General features: G+C 62.8%; 17 protein-coding genes and 1 rRNA gene. 5 read left to right on the top strand and 13 right to left on the bottom strand.

Annotation, left to right across the window (positions count from 1 at the left end; genetic code table 11):
- Positions 1 to 98 precede the first annotated feature (98 nt).
- The gene (gene guaB / locus ABW22_RS11270; RefSeq protein ID WP_059756462.1) at positions 99 to 1,559 is read right to left on the bottom strand and encodes an IMP dehydrogenase; all 1,461 of its coding nucleotides are present in this window, start codon (positions 1,557 to 1,559) and stop codon (positions 99 to 101) included.
- Between the two features lie 229 nt (positions 1,560 to 1,788).
- Between guaB and ABW22_RS11265 the strand changes: the two genes are divergently transcribed.
- Positions 1,789 to 2,127, top strand: coding sequence for a hypothetical protein (locus tag ABW22_RS11265; RefSeq protein ID WP_059756459.1), 339 nt, complete (start codon positions 1,789 to 1,791; stop codon positions 2,125 to 2,127).
- Between the two features lie 64 nt (positions 2,128 to 2,191).
- Here the strand turns inward: ABW22_RS11265 and ABW22_RS11260 are convergent, their stop codons facing one another.
- Together ABW22_RS11260 and ABW22_RS11255 are read right to left on the bottom strand one after the other, a co-directional pair.
- Entirely contained in the window at positions 2,192 to 2,548 is a 357-nt protein-coding gene (locus ABW22_RS11260) for an RnfH family protein (protein WP_059756456.1), read from the bottom strand.
- A complete protein-coding gene (locus tag ABW22_RS11255) occupies positions 2,545 to 2,979 on the bottom strand; it encodes a type II toxin-antitoxin system RatA family toxin (RefSeq protein WP_059756452.1) in 435 nt (144 codons plus the stop codon). The genes ABW22_RS11260 and ABW22_RS11255 overlap by 4 nt, the downstream gene beginning before the upstream one ends.
- 50 nt (positions 2,980 to 3,029) lie before the next feature.
- Here ABW22_RS11255 and smpB point away from each other — a divergent pair, with 50 nt between their 5' ends.
- Entirely contained in the window at positions 3,030 to 3,479 is a 450-nt protein-coding gene (gene smpB, locus ABW22_RS11250) for an SsrA-binding protein SmpB (RefSeq protein WP_059756447.1), read from the top strand.
- A gap of 538 nt (positions 3,480 to 4,017) precedes the next feature.
- Positions 4,018 to 5,055: a tRNA 2-selenouridine(34) synthase MnmH gene (gene mnmH / locus ABW22_RS11245; protein WP_059756444.1), complete on the top strand. Its 1,038-nt coding sequence runs from the start codon at positions 4,018 to 4,020 to the stop codon at positions 5,053 to 5,055.
- Here mnmH and ABW22_RS11240 read toward each other — a convergent pair.
- From ABW22_RS11240 to ABW22_RS11215, 6 genes are read right to left on the bottom strand one after another with little or no spacing between them, the layout of a single operon-like run.
- Complete coding sequence (locus ABW22_RS11240) at positions 4,959 to 5,459, bottom strand: hypothetical protein (protein WP_330218762.1); 501 nt, start codon at positions 5,457 to 5,459, stop codon at positions 4,959 to 4,961. The two genes, mnmH and ABW22_RS11240, sit on opposite strands and share 97 nt — an antisense overlap.
- A 45-nt stretch (positions 5,460 to 5,504) precedes the next feature.
- On the bottom strand, positions 5,505 to 7,646 hold the full coding sequence (locus tag ABW22_RS11235) for a RelA/SpoT family protein (RefSeq protein ID WP_059756441.1): 2,142 nt from the start codon (positions 7,644 to 7,646) through the stop codon (positions 5,505 to 5,507).
- Positions 7,643 to 9,988 (bottom strand): DNA internalization-related competence protein ComEC/Rec2, encoded by a 2,346-nt coding sequence (locus ABW22_RS11230; protein WP_059756438.1) that lies wholly within the window; start codon positions 9,986 to 9,988, stop codon positions 7,643 to 7,645. Before ABW22_RS11230 ends, ABW22_RS11235 begins: the two co-directional genes overlap by 4 nt.
- Before the next feature lie 12 nt (positions 9,989 to 10,000).
- Positions 10,001 to 10,681 (bottom strand): lipoprotein-releasing ABC transporter ATP-binding protein LolD, encoded by a 681-nt coding sequence (gene lolD, locus ABW22_RS11225; protein ID WP_059756435.1) that lies wholly within the window; start codon positions 10,679 to 10,681, stop codon positions 10,001 to 10,003.
- On the bottom strand, positions 10,674 to 11,918 hold the full coding sequence (locus tag ABW22_RS11220) for a lipoprotein-releasing ABC transporter permease subunit (RefSeq protein ID WP_059756432.1): 1,245 nt from the start codon (positions 11,916 to 11,918) through the stop codon (positions 10,674 to 10,676). Before ABW22_RS11220 ends, lolD begins: the two co-directional genes overlap by 8 nt.
- Before the next feature lie 43 nt (positions 11,919 to 11,961).
- A complete protein-coding gene (locus ABW22_RS11215; protein WP_059756428.1) occupies positions 11,962 to 12,390 on the bottom strand; it encodes a secondary thiamine-phosphate synthase enzyme YjbQ in 429 nt (142 codons plus the stop codon).
- Positions 12,391 to 12,585: 195 nt separating this feature from the next.
- Here ABW22_RS11215 and ABW22_RS11210 point away from each other — a divergent pair, with 195 nt between their 5' ends.
- Complete coding sequence (locus ABW22_RS11210; RefSeq protein ID WP_059756425.1) at positions 12,586 to 13,584, top strand: hypothetical protein; 999 nt, start codon at positions 12,586 to 12,588, stop codon at positions 13,582 to 13,584.
- Between the two features lie 19 nt (positions 13,585 to 13,603).
- Here ABW22_RS11210 and rimO read toward each other — a convergent pair whose 3' ends face one another.
- Positions 13,604 to 14,935 (bottom strand): 30S ribosomal protein S12 methylthiotransferase RimO, encoded by a 1,332-nt coding sequence (gene rimO / locus ABW22_RS11205; protein WP_059756420.1) that lies wholly within the window; start codon positions 14,933 to 14,935, stop codon positions 13,604 to 13,606.
- A gap of 26 nt (positions 14,936 to 14,961) precedes the next feature.
- Between rimO and ABW22_RS16825 the strand changes: the two genes are divergently transcribed.
- Positions 14,962 to 15,186 carry a hypothetical protein gene (locus ABW22_RS16825; RefSeq protein WP_082708754.1) on the top strand — a complete coding sequence of 75 codons (225 nt, stop codon included), beginning with the start codon at positions 14,962 to 14,964 and terminating at the stop codon, positions 15,184 to 15,186.
- Here ABW22_RS16825 and ABW22_RS11200 read toward each other — a convergent pair.
- The 3 genes from ABW22_RS11200 to rrf form a co-directional block, all read right to left on the bottom strand.
- On the bottom strand, positions 15,118 to 15,894 hold the full coding sequence (locus ABW22_RS11200; RefSeq protein ID WP_059756417.1) for a ZIP family metal transporter: 777 nt from the start codon (positions 15,892 to 15,894) through the stop codon (positions 15,118 to 15,120). The two genes, ABW22_RS16825 and ABW22_RS11200, sit on opposite strands and share 69 nt — an antisense overlap.
- Positions 15,895 to 16,118: 224 nt before the next feature.
- Positions 16,119 to 16,391, bottom strand: a complete 273-nt coding sequence (locus ABW22_RS11195; RefSeq protein ID WP_059756414.1) for a ComEA family DNA-binding protein — start codon at positions 16,389 to 16,391, stop codon at positions 16,119 to 16,121.
- Between the two features lie 288 nt (positions 16,392 to 16,679).
- Positions 16,680 to 16,780, bottom strand: a 5S ribosomal RNA gene (rrf, locus tag ABW22_RS11190); the annotation flags it as partial.

The raw sequence follows: 16,780 nt of genomic DNA, 5'->3' as shown, positions 1-16,780 counted from the left end.
CTCTCGACTCTCGACTCTCGACTCTCAGCTCCCAGCTCCCAGCTCTCAGCTCTCAGCTCCCAGCTCTCGACTCCCAGCTCTCGACTCTCGGCCCCCACCTACTCAACGCGATAATTCGGCGCTTCCTTCGTGATCTGCACATCGTGAACGTGCGATTCGCGCACGCCGGCCGAGGTGATCTCAACGAATTCGGCCTTGGCGTGCATGTCGGTGATGGTGGCAACGCCGAGGTAGCCCATGCTGGAGCGCAGGCCACCCACCAACTGGTGGATCACCGCCAGCACGCTGCCCTTGTAGGGCACTCGGCCCTCGACGCCTTCGGGAACCAGTTTCTCGGCGCTTTTTTCGTTGTCCTGAAAATAGCGATCGGAGGACCCCTGCTGCATCGCACCCAAGGAGCCCATGCCGCGATAGGATTTGTAGGAGCGGCCCTGGAACAGTTCGATTTCGCCGGGCGCCTCTTCGGTGCCGGCCAGCAGGCCACCGAGCATGACGCAGTGGGCGCCAGCGGCCAGCGCCTTGGCGATGTCGCCGGAATAGCGGATGCCGCCGTCGGCGATGACGCCGACGCCGCTGCCTTTCAGGGCATCGGCCACGTTCGCCACCGCGGTGATCTGCGGCATGCCGACACCTGCGACCATGCGCGTGGTGCAGATCGAACCGGGGCCGATGCCGACCTTGACTGCGTCGGCGCCATGCTCGACCAGCGCAGCCGCCGCCGACGCGGTGGCGATGTTGCCGCCAATGACCTGCACGTTTGGATAGTTCTGCTTGACCCAGCGCACCCGCTCGAGCACGCCCTGGGAATGGCCGTGCGCCGTATCCACGGTAATCACATCGACGCCGGCAGCCACCAGCGCAGCCACCCGCTCTTCAGTGCCCTCGCCGGTACCGACCGCCGCGCCGACGCGCAGGCGTCCCATCGCGTCCTTGCACGCCAGCGGATGCTCGCTCGACTTCTGGATGTCCTTGACGGTAATCAGGCCGCACAACTCGAAGGCGTCGTTCACCACCAGGACGCGTTCCAGCCGGTGCTTGTGCAGCAGCGCCATCGCCTCGTCGCGGTTGGCGCCCTCCTTCACCGTCACCAGCCGCTCTTTCGGCGTCATGATGTTGGCGATTGGCTGGTCGAGCCGGGTTTCGAAGCGCAGGTCGCGGTTGGTGACAATGCCGACCACCTTGCCGCCGTCGATCACCGGCAAGCCGGAAATGCGCTTCGCGCGGGTGATCTCGAGCACCTGGCGCACCGTCATCTGCGGCGTGACGGTAATGGGGTCCTTGACCACGCCGGATTCGAAGCGCTTGACCGCCGCAACCTGCGCCGCCTGCATTTCGGCGTTCATGTTCTTGTGGATGATGCCGAGGCCACCTTCCTGCGCCAGCGCAATCGCCAGCCGCGCCTCGGTCACCGTGTCCATCGCGGCAGACAACAGGGGCAAATTCAGGGTGATCGTGCGAGTCAGCTGCGTGGACAGGCAGACTTCGCGGGGAAGGATGACGGAATGGGCGGGAACGAGCAGAACATCGTCGAACGTCAGCGCTTTTTGCAGAACACGCATGGGCTTTCCTTAATGCAAAGCGGAATTATACGCGCCCGCCCCTGCCCCGCACAAACCCTACCATGGGATTGCCATGCCCCTTTTGGTCGTAATCTACCAATCCATTTATGCGACTGATGGTTGACTCTCGTGCCTGATACGGCTAACTTTGCGTCAGCATTCATTCTGCTAGGGCGCGCGGTTCAATAGCCCGATCCCTGAACGCCATATAACTCGAGGAGATAAAACAATGTCCAAAATTTTGCTTGCCCTGACTTCCGTAGCCCTGCTGGGCCTGTCTGGATGCGCCGATCTTTACGCCAACAAGGCGGGCGACAAGCCCGCGGCCGCCAAGGCCGCCATCAGCGCCGAAGCCAAGGCTGCGCTCAGCGCCGCCCAGGCTGACGTCAAGGCAGCCAAGGCCAAGAGTGCACTGTGGACGACCGCCGATGCCGCGCTGAAGGCTGCCGAAGAAGCCGCTGCAAAAGGCGATAGCGACACGGTCATCAAGCAGTCCAAACTGGCCAGCGACCATGTCAAGAAAGGTCTGGCCCAGCTCAACTACCCGGTGCTCAAAGTCGGCGACTAAGTCAGCCAGTTCCAGCAAAAAGGCCTTCCGGATTCATTCCGGAAGGCCTTTTTTCGGGCGCACGTCACGTCGCCTCGGATGTGTTCACCTCTGCGGCTTTCTCGGGCGCGGCGTCGCCGCCGCCCTTTTTTGTGGCCTTGCCTTCCTCCGCGCGTTTGCGGCGCACTTCCTTGGGATCGGCGATCAGCGGACGGTAGATTTCCACCCGGTCGCGGTCACGCACTGGGTCATCCAGCTTGACCAACTTGCTGAAAATCCCGACCTTGTTTTTGGCCAGATCGATTTCGGGATAGGCGTCCAGCACGCCGGATGCGCGGATGGCATCTTCTACCGTCGCGCCTTCGGCAAGCTGGACGTGCAACAGGGGCTGCTGCGTCGGCAAGGCATATATGACTTCGACGTTGATATTGGCTGTGTTCATCCGGCATACACCTCGTCAGCACGGCGCACGAAGGCATCGACAAAGGTATTGGTGATATGGCTAAAAACGGGCGCCAGAAGGGTTTCCAGCATCCGGTTCGCAAACGCGTACTGAAGGCGGAACTCAATCTTGCAGGCCTCTTCTCCCAGCGGAGAAAACAGCCAGTCGCCTTCCAGCTCGGAAAACGGGCCGTCCCGCAACCTGATCCGCATCTCGCGTGGATGCGTTTTAGAGTTTTCCGTGGTGAAGCTCTGGCGGATGCCCATGTAGGCAATATGGATCGTTGCCACCGTACTCACTTCATCCCGCCATTTCAACTCGGTGCCCCCGCACCATGGCAGAAAAGCGGGATAGTCCTCGACCCGATCCACCAGTTCAAACATGCGTTCGGGGGGGTGCGCCACCAGCACACTTTTTTGCACACGCGCCATATGACACTGAAGCCTTGTAAAATCAAGAATTGTACGCAAGCCCGTCTGCCATGAGCATCGTCGACAACAAAAAAGCCTTTCACGATTATTTCATCGAAGAGCGATTCGAGGCCGGCATCATGCTCGAAGGCTGGGAAGTGAAAGCCATACGCGCCGGCCGGGTGCAGTTGAAAGAAGCCTATGTGGTGGTCAAGAGCGGCGCGGTTTATCTGATCGGCTGCCACATCAGCCCGTTATCCACCGCCTCCACCCACATCCACCCCGACCCCACGCGTTCGCGCAAGCTGCTGCTGCACGCGGCGGAAATCAGCAAGCTCATCGGCAAGACCGAACGCGCCGGCTACACCCTGGTGCCGCTCGACTTGCACTACGTCAAAGGCCGTATCAAGCTTGAATTTGGCCTGGCTAAAGGCAAAAAGCAACACGACAAGCGCGCGACAGAAAAAGACCGCGAATGGGAGCGGGAAAAGCAGCGCATGGTGCGCGCTGCCCAGAAATGAACGCAGTCAGCGCCTACAAGCGGATGAAATAATCTTCTTAGCGGTCGAACTTGTTCTTGTGGGCTGTCGATATCCCGACTATGATTCGTTGAAATATCGACAAAAGGACAAACCCATGTCGGCTCTTCCAGTTTACCAAGTTGAGTTCATTCCGCTGGAACGCCGTTTGGATGACCGCCGCATCGCGCCACGCAACACTGCGTTGCCGCACGAAATCACGGCAGACCGCCGCAAGGCAAGCAGCCGGCGCACGGAAGATCGCAGACCCGCGAACCTGCAGGCCGTTTAAGAATCAACTAAATCTGCGCATCGTGCGCAAGTTTGCCCCGTTTATCCTGGCTGCAGCAAGTCCATGCTGCCATCCGCCAGGATCGCCATCTCCGCTACCTGCTCCCAGATAGCAAGGCATCCACCGGCGTGGTTTGCAGCAGCTTGCCCCAGGCGTGGCCGACACGGTTTTGCAGCCGCGACCGCGGCCGTGTGACAATGCTGGAAACCTGATCGCTCCCCGTATTTTTCCCCGAAAGTTGAGCCCAGCTTGCCCGTCACCGTAGATGAACTCACGGCCTTCGATGAAATCATCGACGTCCGTTCCCCCAGCGAATTCGCCGAAGACCATATCCCCGGCGCGACCAACCTGCCGGTGCTGAGCGACGCCGAGCGCGCGCGCGTCGGCACCCTGTACAAGCAGGTGTCATCGTTCGCGGCGAAAAAGATCGGCGCAGCGCTGGTGGCGCGCAACATCGCGCAGCATCTGGACACCTGGTTCGCCGACAAGCCCAAGTTGTACCGGCCGCTGGTGGTTTGCTGGCGCGGCGGCAGCCGCAGCGGATCGCTGACGCACATCCTGCAGAAAATCGGCTTTGCCGCGATGCAGCTCGATGGCGGCTACAAGGCCTATCGGCGGCATGTGGTGGCCGAACTCGCCCGCCTGCCGGCGCTATTTGCCTATCGGGTGGTGAGCGGCCCCACCGGCAGCGGAAAAAGCCGCCTGCTGCTGGCGCTGGCCAGCGAGGGGGTCCAGGTGCTCGATCTCGAAGTGCTGGCCGCGCATCGGGGTTCGCTGCTGGGCGCGCTGCCGGGGCAAGCCCAGCCGTCGCAAAAAAGTTTCGAGAGCGCTATCTGGTCGGCGCTGAACGGCTTCGACCCCGCCCTACCCGTGTTCGTCGAATCGGAAAGCAAGAAGATCGGTGCGCTGCGGGTGCCCGATGCGCTGATCACGGCCATGCACGCCAGCCCCTGCCTCCGGCTGGAAGTGCCTCTGGCCGCACGGGTTCAATTGTTGACCGAGGATTACGCACACTTTTTGCACGACCCGGAGACGATCAACCGCCAGCTCGGCTTTCTCACCGCGCTGCGCGGCAGCGAAATCATTGCGGCGTGGCAGGCGCTGGCCACCCGGCAGGCCTGGCCCGAACTGGTGGCCGTCCTGCTGGAGCAGCATTACGACCCGGCTTATCTGAAGTCGCTGTCGCGCAATTACACCCCCTCGGCCGCCGATCTGGCCTTCCCTACGGAAGACCTGTCGGCGAACGGGATGCTGCTACTGGCGCGCGGGATTCTGGCGGCGACCTGAATCAGCTTGCCCAGCACGAAGCCAATCACAATACCGATGATGAGTGCGATCGTGACCCCGCGATAGGTCAGCACATCCTTCGAGTAGCCGCGCCGGATGGCGACGTAGGACACCAGATAGCCGACGGCGTTAAGCAGCCAGATGAAGCCGATCGACAGGATCTTGACGATGATCGGGCCAATGATGGGCACCAGCGCGATGATGCCCAGCAGCCAGGCAAAGGCATTGGTGAGCAGCCCCACCACCACCACGCTGCCGGCGATCACGCTGCTGTCGACGTTGAAATGCAGCCCCAAGCCCACCAGCGCGGCAATCGCCAGCCACAGCGGCAGCATCACTTTCCAGTTGCGCCACCATCGCGCCCGTGGCGAAAAATCAGCCTCGATGTCGTCCAGTTCAGCCATGTTTCAGATTCAAGGAAACGGGAAATCCGGACAATAAACGAAAACTCAACTCCGCCCCACTTCGATCACGTTCTGCACGTGTTGCAGGCGCGCCAGCAGCCGCGACAGCTGCTGCAATTCCTTGACCCGCACGGTGAGCCGCATGTGGGCATATTCGCCGCGGCTCTCGGTGTTGACGCGCAGCACATCGAGCTTGTCCTTGGCGATGACATCGGAAATATCGCGCAGTAGACCCTGGCGATCAAACGCTTTCAACAAAATATCCACTTCAAATGCCGCACCGGCGTCGGCCACCCATTCGGCCGGCATCCAGCGTGCGGGATTGGCGCGCTTGAGCGCGGCGCAGTCAGCGCGATGCACGGTGACTCCGCGTCCCACCGTGGTGTAGGCGACGATGGCCTCGGGCGGCTGCGGCTTGCAGCAGCGCGCAAGCTGAAGCGGCACATCGCCCAGCCCCGGAATGGTGACCGGATTGCCGGTTTTGGCGCGCACCCGCGGTTTGCTGGTGGGCGTCAACGCGGGGATGACCTTGCCGGATTCCTGCAGGGCATTGATCAGATCGCGCTGGCCGACGTCGCCGCGGCCGAGCGCGGCAAGGAACTCGTCGACCTTGCCGAACTTGAGCCGCTGGGCGAGTTTTTCCTGGCTCGCGTCCACCACGCCCAGTCGCTTGAGTTCCTTTTCCAGCAAGGTGCGGCCGAGACCGACCTGCTCGCCGACGTCGCGCTGGCGGAACCACGCGCGCACCTTGGCGCGTGCCCGATGGGTGGCCAGATAGCCCGGCGCGGGGTTGAGCCAGTCGCGGCTGGGCGTGCCTTCCTTCGCAGTGACGATTTCGACGCGCTGGCCGTTGTCGAGCACGGTGTTGAGCGGCACCATCGCGCCGTTGACCTTGGCACCGCGGCAGCGGTGGCCGAGGTCGGTGTGCAGCGCGTAAGCGAAATCCACCGGCGTGGCGCCGCGATCGAGCGCCACCACCCGCCCCTGCGGCGTCAGCACGTAAACCTGGTCGTGGAATAGCTCGGTCTTGAACTGTTCGGTGAATTCGCTGCTGTCGGCAACGTCGTCCTTCCATTCCAGAATGCGCCGCAGCCAGGCGATTTTTTCCTCGTACTGCGCATCCTGGCGGCCGCCTTCCTTGTAGCGCCAGTGTGCGGCGACGCCGAGTTCGGCGTGGCGATGCATGCCGAAGGTGCGGATCTGCACTTCGAGCGCACGGTCCTCGGGGCCGATGACGGCGGTATGCAACGAACGGTAGTCGTTGCTTTTGGGCTGCGAGATGTAGTCGTCGAACTCGCCAGGAATCGGCTGCCACAGGTTGTGCACCAGACCCAGCACGGTGTAGCAGTCGATCTCGTGCTTGACCAGCACGCGCACTGCGCGGATGTCGTACAGCTGCTCGAAGCTCAATCGTTTGCGCCGCATCTTGTTGACGATGCTGGCGATATGCTTGGGGCGGCCGCTGACTTCGGCCTCGATGCCATGCAGCGCGATTTCCGCTTGCAGACGTTCGATGATGCCCTGGATGTAGGCCTCGCGGTCGGCGCGCTTTTCGTCGAGCTGCGTGGCGATGGCTTTGTAGGTGTCGGGTTCCAGATAGCGGAATGCCCAGTCCTCCATTTCCCACTTGATCTGCCACACGCCGAGCCGGTTCGCCAGCGGGGCGAACAGCTCGCGCGCCTGCTGGCCGAGCGCCTCGCGGGTGGCGGCATCCTGGCTGGCGGCGCAGCGCAGGGCGTGGGTGCGCTCGGCCAGTTTCACCAGCACCACGCGGATATCTTCCACCATCGCCAGCACCATCTGGCGCAGCGCTTCCAGCTGGGCATGCGGGTCGATGCGCTTATCGGTGGCACTGGTGGCCAACGTCTCGATGCGCGCCATCGCCGCGACGCCGCGAGCGAGCCGCGCCGCAGTGCCGAAGCGGGCATCGAATTCCGGACTGTCGTCGATGCAGTCCTGCAGCAAGGCTGCGGCCACTGCATCCGCCCCCACCCGCAGCTCGGCCACGATCAGCGCAGCACCGACGCTGTGCGCGAACACATGGCTGGCGCCCAGTTGCTGACGCGCATGATCCAACGCCTGCCAGGGCAGATCGTTTTCCGCCACCGGCAACACACGTGCCAGCGCCTGCCGGGCGGATTCGAGGTCGGTCGCTTCAAAGCAGCGGGGCTTCGAGGGTTCGGTCATGGTTGCGAGAATTTGGTCTGCCAGTAGCGGCGATAGGTGGGACGATATTGTGAGGCCTCGACCCCGGCTTCGCCAAAATCGAGGCGGATCAGCCCGCCGGAATCGCTGCGCAGCATGTGCGCATCGATCTCGCGAAAGCGCGCCGCCACGTGGGGATGCGGATGGCCATAGCGGTTGCGGTGACCCAGGGTGAACACGACGAATTCGGGACGGGTTGCCGCCACGAATTCCGGAATGGACGAGGTGCGGCTGCCGTGATGCCCGGCGAACAGGACGTTCACCGGAGTCAGTTGACCGGATTCGAGCAATTCGAGTTCCGTCTGCCTTTCGCCATCCCCCGTCAGCAGCATGCTGTGGCGCGCGCTGCTGACCCGCAGCACACAACTGAAGTCGTTGTTGCGGCGCCGGGATTCAGCATAGGCTGCAGGCCGGGGATTAAGGATCTCGAACTGCACGCCGTCCCAGTTCCAACGCTGGCCGCGCGCACACGAACGCGCGGGCGGCGCGTTATCGAGCAGGGGGCTGTTCGCGGGCATTCCATGCAGCAGCCAGTCGGTCGGAATGTCGCGCAGCACCGAGCGCATGCCGCCGCTGTGGTCGTTGTCGTCATGCGAAACGATCAGCCCGGACAGCCGCCCGATTCCCGATGCGCGCAGGTAGGGGACGACGATGCGCTCGCCCGAATCGCTGTCGGCGAATGACGCGCCGGTGTCATACAGCAGGACATGATTCGCCGTGCGGATCAGCACGGCGGTGCCCTGCCCGACATCGATCGCCTCGGCACGAAAATGGTCGGGCGCAATGGCATCGCGCAGCGGAAACAGCAGCGGCAGCCACAGCACCAGCCCCAGCACGCGCAGCGGAAACCCGCGCGGCAGCAGCAGCCACACCGTTCCGGCCAGCGCCAGCGCCGTCGCTTCCAAGCCCGCTGCAGGCAGCGTCATCACCGCCAGCGGCAGGCTGCTCGCCCAGGCCAGCCCCGCGCCCAGCCAGGCCATCAGCCACGCCGCCACCTGCCACAGGGGCGGGATCAGCACCCCCAGCAGCGCCAGCGGCGTAACCAGCCAGCTCACCAGTGGAATCGCCACCGCATTGGCCAGCGGCGAGATCAGCGAGACCTGCTGGAACAGCAGAAACAGCACCGGCGCCAGCGCCAGCGTGACAGCCCATTGCACCGTGACCCAGCCGCGCAGCTGGTCGGGCAGCGCGACGCGGCCGAAGGTCACCCACAGGATCGCGGCCATGGCACCGAACGACAGCCAGAAACCGGCCGACAACACCGCCCATGGGTCGACCAGCAGCACGACGAAGAGCGCCACAATCAGCGCCGTGAAGGGGCGCGCCTGGCGCCGCCCCCAGAAGGCCAGCGCCAGCACGACCAGCATGAACAGAGTGCGCTGCGCCGGCACCTGGAATCCGGCCAGCACGGCGTAGGCGAGCGCCGCCAGCACCGCCATGATCAACCCGGCCTGGCGTGCGGGCAGGCGTTCCGCATGGCGCGGCAGACGCCGCCACACGCTCGCCATCAGCCAGCCGGCAAGGGTGGCGATCATGGTGACGTGGAGCCCTGAAATGGAGAGGAGATGATTGACGCCGGTGCGGGTGAACGCGCGCCATTGACCGTACGGGATGCCGCGCTGGTCGCCCACCACCAGCGCGGCAATGACGCCGGCATAAGGCGCGTCGCCGAGCGTCGTGAAGATGCGCTGGCGCACCGCCGCGCGGGTCGCGGCAATCCAGGCGGCGGGGGTGTGCGCCTGCGCCGCGAGGCGTTGCGGCGCAGGCTGCTCGCGCACATAGCCGCTGGCATTGATACCGCGTTCCAGCATCCAGGCTTCGAGGTCGAAGCCGTGCGGATTGCTGGTGCCGTAGGGCATTTTGACCCGCACGGTCAGCTGCCAGCGTTCGCCGGCCTGCATCCGCGCGACGCGATGTGCTGATCCGCGCGGCCAGTAGCGGGTCAGCTGGATCCGCCGCAGCACCGGGGCATTGGGGGTGGTCACCTGCTCGACGTCGAACACGAAGCGTTCGCCGCGCGCGTTGGTGTGCGGCAGGTCGGCAATCACGCCGACCAGCGCGATATCCACCCCCTGCCATTGCGCGGGCAGGCGCTCGGCCAGCCGCACATCCGCCCGCCAGGCGGCCCAGGCAAAGCCGAGCGCCACGCACAGCAGCACGATGCCCAGACGACGCGTGAATTCGGCAACGGGGCGGGGGGAAACCGGAAGCCACAGCAGCGAAAGCAGCAGTGGCAACAGCCACAGCCAGCGCACCGGCGGCAGTTCAGGCTGCTGTTGCAGCCACCACACACCGAGGCAGAACGCGATGAGGGTGAGCCGCATCGCGCCGATGGATCAGGCCGGCTGCAGGCTTCCGTCGACCAGCCGCATGCGCCGGTCCATGCGCGCTGCCAGCTCGGCGTCGTGGGTGACGACGACCAGGCTCGTCGCGTGTTTGCAGTTGAGCTCGCGCATCAGGTCGAACACCGCGTCGGCGGTGTGGCGGTCGAGATTGCCGGTGGGCTCGTCGGCCAGGATACACGCGGGTTGCGTGACCAGCGCGCGGGCGATGGCGACACGCTGGCGCTCGCCGCCGGAAAGCTCGCCGGGTCGATGCGCGAGGCGATGACCGAGACCCACCTCGTCGAGAATCGCGGCGGCGCGCGCCAGCGCGTCGGCCCGATCCATGCGGCGGATGAGGAAAGGCATGGCGGCGTTTTCCTGCGCGGTGAACTCGGGCAGCAGGTGGTGGAACTGGTAGACGAAACCGAGCGCGCGATTGCGCAGATCGCTGCGCTCGGCTTCGGAAATCGCGAAGGGGTCGCGCCCCATCAGGCTGATCGTGCCGGAAGTCGGCGTATCGAGTCCGCCCAGCAGATGCAGCAGGGTGCTTTTGCCCGATCCGGAGGCGCCGACGATGGCGAGCGACTCGCCGGCATGAATTTCCAGATCGACGCTGCCGAGCACCGGCACATCGATCCTGCCCTGGCGGAAAATCTTGCCTAGTCCGGCGCAGCTCAACACGACTTCACTCATAGCGCAGCGCCTCCGCCGGATTGATGCGCGACGCGCGCCAACTCGGGTACAGCGTCGCGACCAGGCTGATGAGAAGCGAAATGCCGGCGATGATGCCGACGTCATTCCACACCAGCTTGGACGGCAGTTCGTTAATGTAGTACACGTCCGCCGGGAACAGATCCATGCCGGCCATGCGTTCGATGATGGGCACGATGGTCTCGAGGTTGAGCGCGAGCAACACCCCGCTCGCAAGTCCCAGCAGCGTGCCGAACACGCCAATGAACACCCCCTGGACAATAAAGATTTTCATGATCGAACCGGGCTTAGCCCCCAGCGTGCGAAGGATGGCGATGTCGGACTGCTTGTCGGTCACCGCCATCACCAGGGTGGAGACGATATTGAACGCGGCGACGGCGACGATCAACAGCAGGATCAGGAACATCATGCGCTTCTCGATCGCCACGGCGCGGAAGAAATTGGCGTGGCTTTTCGTCCAGTCGGTCAGGTAATAGTGGCCGGCGAGGCTCTGCGACAGATCACGGGTGACGAAGGGCGCGCGAAACAGTTCGGTCAGCTTCAGTCGTACCCCGGACACGTCCTCGCCCAGGCGCAGCAGCTTCTGCGCGTCGTGCAGATGGACCAGCGCCAGGCCAGAATCATATTCGAACATGCCCGCCTCGAAGATGCCGATCACGGTGAACTGCTTGACGCGCGGCATCACCCCGGCGGGGGTGATGTTGCCCTGCGGCGTCAGCAGCACCAGCTTGTCGCCGGGATACACATTGAGCACGCGGGCGAGTTCGCCGCCAAGAATGATGCCGAATTCGCCCGCCTGCAGATCGGTCAGCTTGCCGGCCTTCATATAGCTGGAAAAATCGGCGACCTGGCTTTCCATATCCGGCAGCACGCCGCGAATGATCGCCCCGCGCACCAGGTCGCCGTTGGCCAGCATGCCCTGCGCATTCACAAAGGGCGCGCCGGACATCACTTCCTTGTTCTGCTTTGCCTCCGCCAGCACGCCGCGCCAGTCGGCCAGACGATCCGCCGGGCCGCTGATTTCCAGGTGCGCGGCCACACCGAGAATGCGCGTGCGCAGCTCTTCCTGGAAGCCGTTCATCACACTCAGCACCACGATCAGCGCCATCACCCCGAGCGCGATGCCCGCCATGGAGACGATGGAAATGAAGGAAATGAAATGGTTGCGGCGCTTGGCGTGGGTGTAGCGCAGGCCGATCAGAAGCTCGTAGGGAAGCAAAGCAGGACTCGCAAAAGGAATCCCCGGAGTATGCCACAGCTCGCTACTCGCCCAGCAGGTGCAGCACCACCCTGCGCGTCTGCGCCGCACGCCGATGCTCGAAGACGTAAATCCCCTGCCAGGTGCCGAGCAGCGGCTTGCCGTCGGCAACCGGGATCGACAGGTGGGTTGGCGTCAATGCCGCGCGCACATGGGCCGGCATGTCATCCGCGCCTTCCAGGGTATGTTCGTAAATCGGGTCGCCTTCAGGCACCAGCCGCGACAGGAAGCGCTCCAAATCGGTCTGCACCGTCGGATCATAATTTTCCTGGATCAAGAGGCTCGCCGAGGTGTGGCGGATATACAGGGTGAGCAGGCCCTGCCGGATGCCACTGGCATCAACCCAGTCACGCACCTGCGGGGTGAACGCATACAAGCCCTTGCCACGGGTGGGAACGGTGATTTCATGGAAGGCCTGGTGCATGACCGCCATGCTAGCCCGAATGTTTCACAAATTTGCGCGCGCCCTCGCTGGTCTTTTGCTTCGTAAGGAAATTTTGTTCAGTCGAGCGTATGAATAACTACGCCACTCCTTCACAAAATCCCCCGACAAAACAAAATCCTGCGCGATCATCACGCGAATTCATGAAACACTCGGGCTAACGAATCCGCTTGTTACACTCGGTGCATGCTGTTCATCATTCCCTATCTATTCCCGCCCGCGCGCCTGCTGGAAACGGCAGCCCAGGACCTGCACCTGCCCGCGCTGCAAACCTTGCTGGCACGCGGCGCCCGCCAGCCCTGCCCGGCCGGGGGCGTGGAGGCTGCCCTGTGCGAGGCGCTGGGCATCGCCCGCCAGCAGGACTGGCCACTCGCCCCGATTACCTTGGCGGCGGATGGTGGGGTGGCCGGGGATGCCTACTGGCTGCGCGCCGACCCGGTACATTTGCGGGTGATGCGGGACCGCATCGTGCTAGCCGACAGCAGCGCCTTTGATTTGTCGCAGCAGGAAGCCGACGCACTCACTACCGCCATCGGCCAGCATTTCGGTCCCGACCTGAGTCCGCTGCCTCTCCACTCCCAGCACTGGTACCTGCGGTATCCCCAGGCACCGCGCCTCACCACCACGCCGTTGTCGGTCGCGGTGGGACGCGATATCGATCCGCTGCTGCCGCAGGGCGACGACGCCATGCGGTTTCGTGCCGAATTGAATGAACTGCAAATGCTGCTGCACGAGCATCCGGTGAACCAGGCGCGCGAAGCACGCGGCGAACTGCCGGTGAATTCGCTGTGGCTGTGGGGCGGCGGCAGTCTACCCGTCACCTGCGCCACCCCTGTTCCGCTGTATGCGGGGAATGCCGAAGCGCGGGCGCTGGGCGCCTTCTGTAACGCGCGTGTGCAGGCGATCCCCGCGCATCGGGACGCACAATTATTTGGCAGCGATGGAGTGATTTTGCTCGACACCCTGACCCAGGCCGGGCAGGTCGGCGACGCCTACGGCTGGCGCGAAGCGCTGCGCGGACTGGAACAGGACTGGTTCGTACCGCTACTGGACACGCTGCGCAAGATCGATCCGCAAGGCCCGCGGCTGATGGACCCGGTCAGCGGCAAGGTCCTGCATCTGCACCCGCGTGACGCCTGGAAGTTCTGGCGACGCCCGCGCCGTCTGATCTCGATGTTGTCTTGAGACGATCCGCGAGGCAGGCTCAGACCGGCGTCGCCCACAGATCGTGTTCGTCGGCTTCCTCGACGCGGACCTTGAGGCGCGTTCCCGGCTGCAGATCGAACACCCCTTCCAGATAAACCACGCCGTCGATTTCGGGCGCGTCGGCATGGCTGCGCGCCAGCGTGCCGACCTCGTCCTGTTCGTCGACGATCACCTCGATTTCGCGACCAATCTTGGTCGCAAGCCGGGCCGCCGAGATTTCCGCCTGCACCTCCATGAAGCGTTCGAGGCGTTCTTCCTTCAGCGCCTCCGGCACGGCATCCGGCAATTCGTTGGCCGCCGCGCCTTCGACCGGCGAGTACTTGAAACAGCCAACGCGGTCGAGCTGCGCCTCCTTCAGGAAGGCCAGCAATTCCTCGAACTCTGATTCCGTCTCGCCGGGAAAGCCGACGATGAAGGTCGATCGCAGCGTGAGATCGGGCACCGCGGCGCGCCAGGACTGGATGCGATCCAGCGTCTTCTCGACCGCGCCTGGGCGCTTCATCAACTTGAGAATGCGCGGGCTGGCATGCTGGAACGGAATATCGAGGTAGGGCAGGATGATGCCATCGGCCATCAGCGGAATCACGTCGTCGACGCTGGGATAGGGATACACATAATGCAGCCGCACCCAGGCCCCCAGGCTCCCCAGCGCGCCAGACAGTTCGGTCATGCGGGTTTTCAGCGGGCGTCCGTTCCAGAAACCAGGACGGTATTTCACGTCCACCCCGTAGGCGCTGGTATCCTGCGACACCACCAGCAACTCCTGCACCCCTGCGCCAACCAGCGCCTCCGCCTCGCGCATCACCTCGCCGATCGGGCGGCTCACCAGATCGCCGCGCATCGACGGGATGATGCAGAACGTACAGCGGTGATTGCAGCCCTCTGATATCTTCAGGTAGGCGTAATGACGCGGGGTGAGCTTGACCCCACCGGGCGGAATCAGGTCTTCGAATGGATCATGCGGCTTGGGCAGCGCCGTGTGCACCGCCAGCATCACCTCGTCCAGCGCGTGCGGCCCGGAAACCGCCAGCACCTTGGGATGCGCCTCGCGGATCACATCGGCCTTGGCGCCGAGACAACCGGTCACGATCACCTTGCCGTTTTCCGCCAGCGCCTCGCCGATCGCTTCGAGCGATTCCTGCACCGCCGCATCGATAAAACCGCAGGTGTTGACCACCACCACATCGGCATTGTCGTAGCTGCCGACGATGCCGTAGCCTTCGGCACGCAGTTGGGTCAGGATGCGCTCGGAATCAACCGTCGCCTTCGGACACCCGAGAGAGACGAATCCGACGGTCGGCGTGCGGGCAGGCTTTGCTTTGGTTACCATGACGTTCAATCCTGATGGAGCTTGAGATGTATATCGTAGCGATTGGCTGGGCCTATGTGATCCTGATGATGGCGATCACCGCCAGCAGCATCGGCAAGGCGCTGGTCATCCTGATCTTGCTTGGCGTGTTGCCACTGACGCTGTTTATTTACGTGGCCGGTGGCCAGCGGCGGCGACGACGCTCAATGGCCGTGTCCAATGACATAACCGGCCAGCGCGACGCTGCCGATCCCCAGTCCGATCAGCACTAGCTGCTGCAGCGTAGAGGCGATTTCCGCGCGTTTGTGCAGTCCGGGGATCAGGTCCGACAAGGCCACATACAACATGCTCGCCGCCGCCAGCCCCAGCAGTGCCGGCGTCCAGCCTTCCAGCATTGACAGCGCGTAATACCCCAGCAACGCCCCCACCATTGTCGCTACCCCTGTCAGCAAGTTGAGCAGCAAGGCCTGTGTGCGGGTATAGCCCGAGTGCAACAGAATCAGAAAATCGCCGATTTCCTGCGGGATTTCGTGCGCGATGATCGCCAGCGCGGTCACCACCCCCAGGCGGAAATCAACCAGAAAGGCGCCAGCGATGATGAGGCCGTCGACGAAATTATGGAAGGTGTCGCCCACCGTGATCATCAGTCCGGAACGTCCGTGATCATGGCCGTGGTCATGACTGCCGTGCGCATCGCAAATCTCGTCGTGGCAGTGTCGCCACAACACCAGCTTTTCCAGCAGGAAAAACAGCAAGATCCCGCCCAGCAGGGCTTTGGAGACCGTATCGATATCGCCGTTCATTTTGACCGCTTCCGGCAGCACTTCCAGCAACGATGCACCAAGCAGCGCGCCAATGGCGTAACTCACCAGCACGGGCACCCAACTGGGACGCGCAGACAAGGCCACAACCGCAGCCAGCAGCAAGCTCAGCAAGCTGCCCGCTGCAGTTGCGATCAAAATGATGGCAAGGGTAGACATGGGGAAATCAGGGACAGCCAGGAAGGGGGGCATTATACCGGGGGCTGGGCATCTCGTCCGATGCCGCGACTACTCCGGGTGAATTACTACGATAAATCCCAGGAAATCAGCATGTTCTGATGATTGAGTTGACGCATGTGACTAACAAACTTTGTATCCCGCAGCTTTAGCTGCCGCGGGATAGGTCAGACGTTACCTACAGCTTCTATCAGAAAAGCCTGGTGCTATTTTTTGACTTTCTCTGGAACGACCGACAACTCCTCTTTGAGTTTTTCAACGCTGACCTTGCCAAAGCCTTTCACATTATCCAAATCATCCACGTGCTTGAAATTACCATTTGTTTCCCGGTACGTGATGATTGCCTTGGCCTTGGCTGGCCCCAGACCCTTGACCATCTCAAGCTCAGACTGCGTGGCAGTATTGATGTTCACCGCAGCAAAAACCGGAAACGCCACCAACCCTGCCAACACCAGCAAACTCTTATACAGCTTATTCATATTGCCTCCTTATGAAGATCATTGGTTATGGGCATACGCCCACGCAACAACTTACCTTCAGCCAGAAAAATGATATATACAACTAAAGTTGTAGAGGCATGGTAGTGGCTTGATTTAATTGATGAAATAATTATGAAAACCTGCTTGCAGCCCATGCTCAGAGCATTTATGCGGCGCCACAAGCGCCAATCGAAACCTGCCGCAAGATTTACTGATTTTAAAATTCCCATAAAAAAACCCCCTCATTGAGTGAGGGGGTTTTCATGTGCCCTTGGGCACGAATAAGGAGTCTGACGATGACCTACTTTCACAGGCGCAGTGCCTACTATCATTGGCGCGGGAGCGTTTCACCGTCCTGTTCGGGATGGGAAGGGGTGGTTCCACTCTGC

The sequence above is a fragment of the Thiobacillus denitrificans genome, assembly GCF_001530125.1.
GTDB lineage: Bacteria > Pseudomonadota > Gammaproteobacteria > Burkholderiales > Thiobacillaceae > Thiobacillus > Thiobacillus denitrificans_C.
This window is presented reverse-complemented; position numbering and strand designations above follow the sequence as displayed.

Excerpts from the sequence above, each read along its gene's own strand:
- guaB (WP_059756462.1), bottom strand. The coding sequence starts at position 1,559 with ATGCGTGTTCTGCAAAAAGCGCTGACGTTCGACGATGTTCTGCTCGTT.
- ABW22_RS11265 (WP_059756459.1), top strand. The coding sequence starts at position 1,789 with ATGTCCAAAATTTTGCTTGCCCTGACTTCCGTAGCCCTGCTGGGCCTG.
- ABW22_RS11260 (WP_059756456.1), bottom strand. The coding sequence starts at position 2,548 with ATGAACACAGCCAATATCAACGTCGAAGTCATATATGCCTTGCCGACG.
- ABW22_RS11255 (WP_059756452.1), bottom strand. The coding sequence starts at position 2,979 with ATGGCGCGTGTGCAAAAAAGTGTGCTGGTGGCGCACCCCCCCGAACGC.
- smpB (WP_059756447.1), top strand. The coding sequence starts at position 3,030 with ATGAGCATCGTCGACAACAAAAAAGCCTTTCACGATTATTTCATCGAA.
- ABW22_RS11240 (WP_330218762.1), bottom strand. The coding sequence starts at position 5,459 with ATGGCTGAACTGGACGACATCGAGGCTGATTTTTCGCCACGGGCGCGA.
- ABW22_RS11235 (WP_059756441.1), bottom strand. The coding sequence starts at position 7,646 with ATGACCGAACCCTCGAAGCCCCGCTGCTTTGAAGCGACCGACCTCGAA.
- ABW22_RS11230 (WP_059756438.1), bottom strand. The coding sequence starts at position 9,988 with ATGCGGCTCACCCTCATCGCGTTCTGCCTCGGTGTGTGGTGGCTGCAA.
- lolD (WP_059756435.1), bottom strand. The coding sequence starts at position 10,681 with ATGAGTGAAGTCGTGTTGAGCTGCGCCGGACTAGGCAAGATTTTCCGC.
- ABW22_RS11215 (WP_059756428.1), bottom strand. The coding sequence starts at position 12,390 with ATGGCGGTCATGCACCAGGCCTTCCATGAAATCACCGTTCCCACCCGT.
- ABW22_RS11210 (WP_059756425.1), top strand. The coding sequence starts at position 12,586 with ATGCTGTTCATCATTCCCTATCTATTCCCGCCCGCGCGCCTGCTGGAA.
- rimO (WP_059756420.1), bottom strand. The coding sequence starts at position 14,935 with ATGGTAACCAAAGCAAAGCCTGCCCGCACGCCGACCGTCGGATTCGTC.
- ABW22_RS16825 (WP_082708754.1), top strand. The coding sequence starts at position 14,962 with ATGTATATCGTAGCGATTGGCTGGGCCTATGTGATCCTGATGATGGCG.
- ABW22_RS11200 (WP_059756417.1), bottom strand. The coding sequence starts at position 15,894 with ATGTCTACCCTTGCCATCATTTTGATCGCAACTGCAGCGGGCAGCTTG.
- ABW22_RS11195 (WP_059756414.1), bottom strand. The coding sequence starts at position 16,391 with ATGAATAAGCTGTATAAGAGTTTGCTGGTGTTGGCAGGGTTGGTGGCG.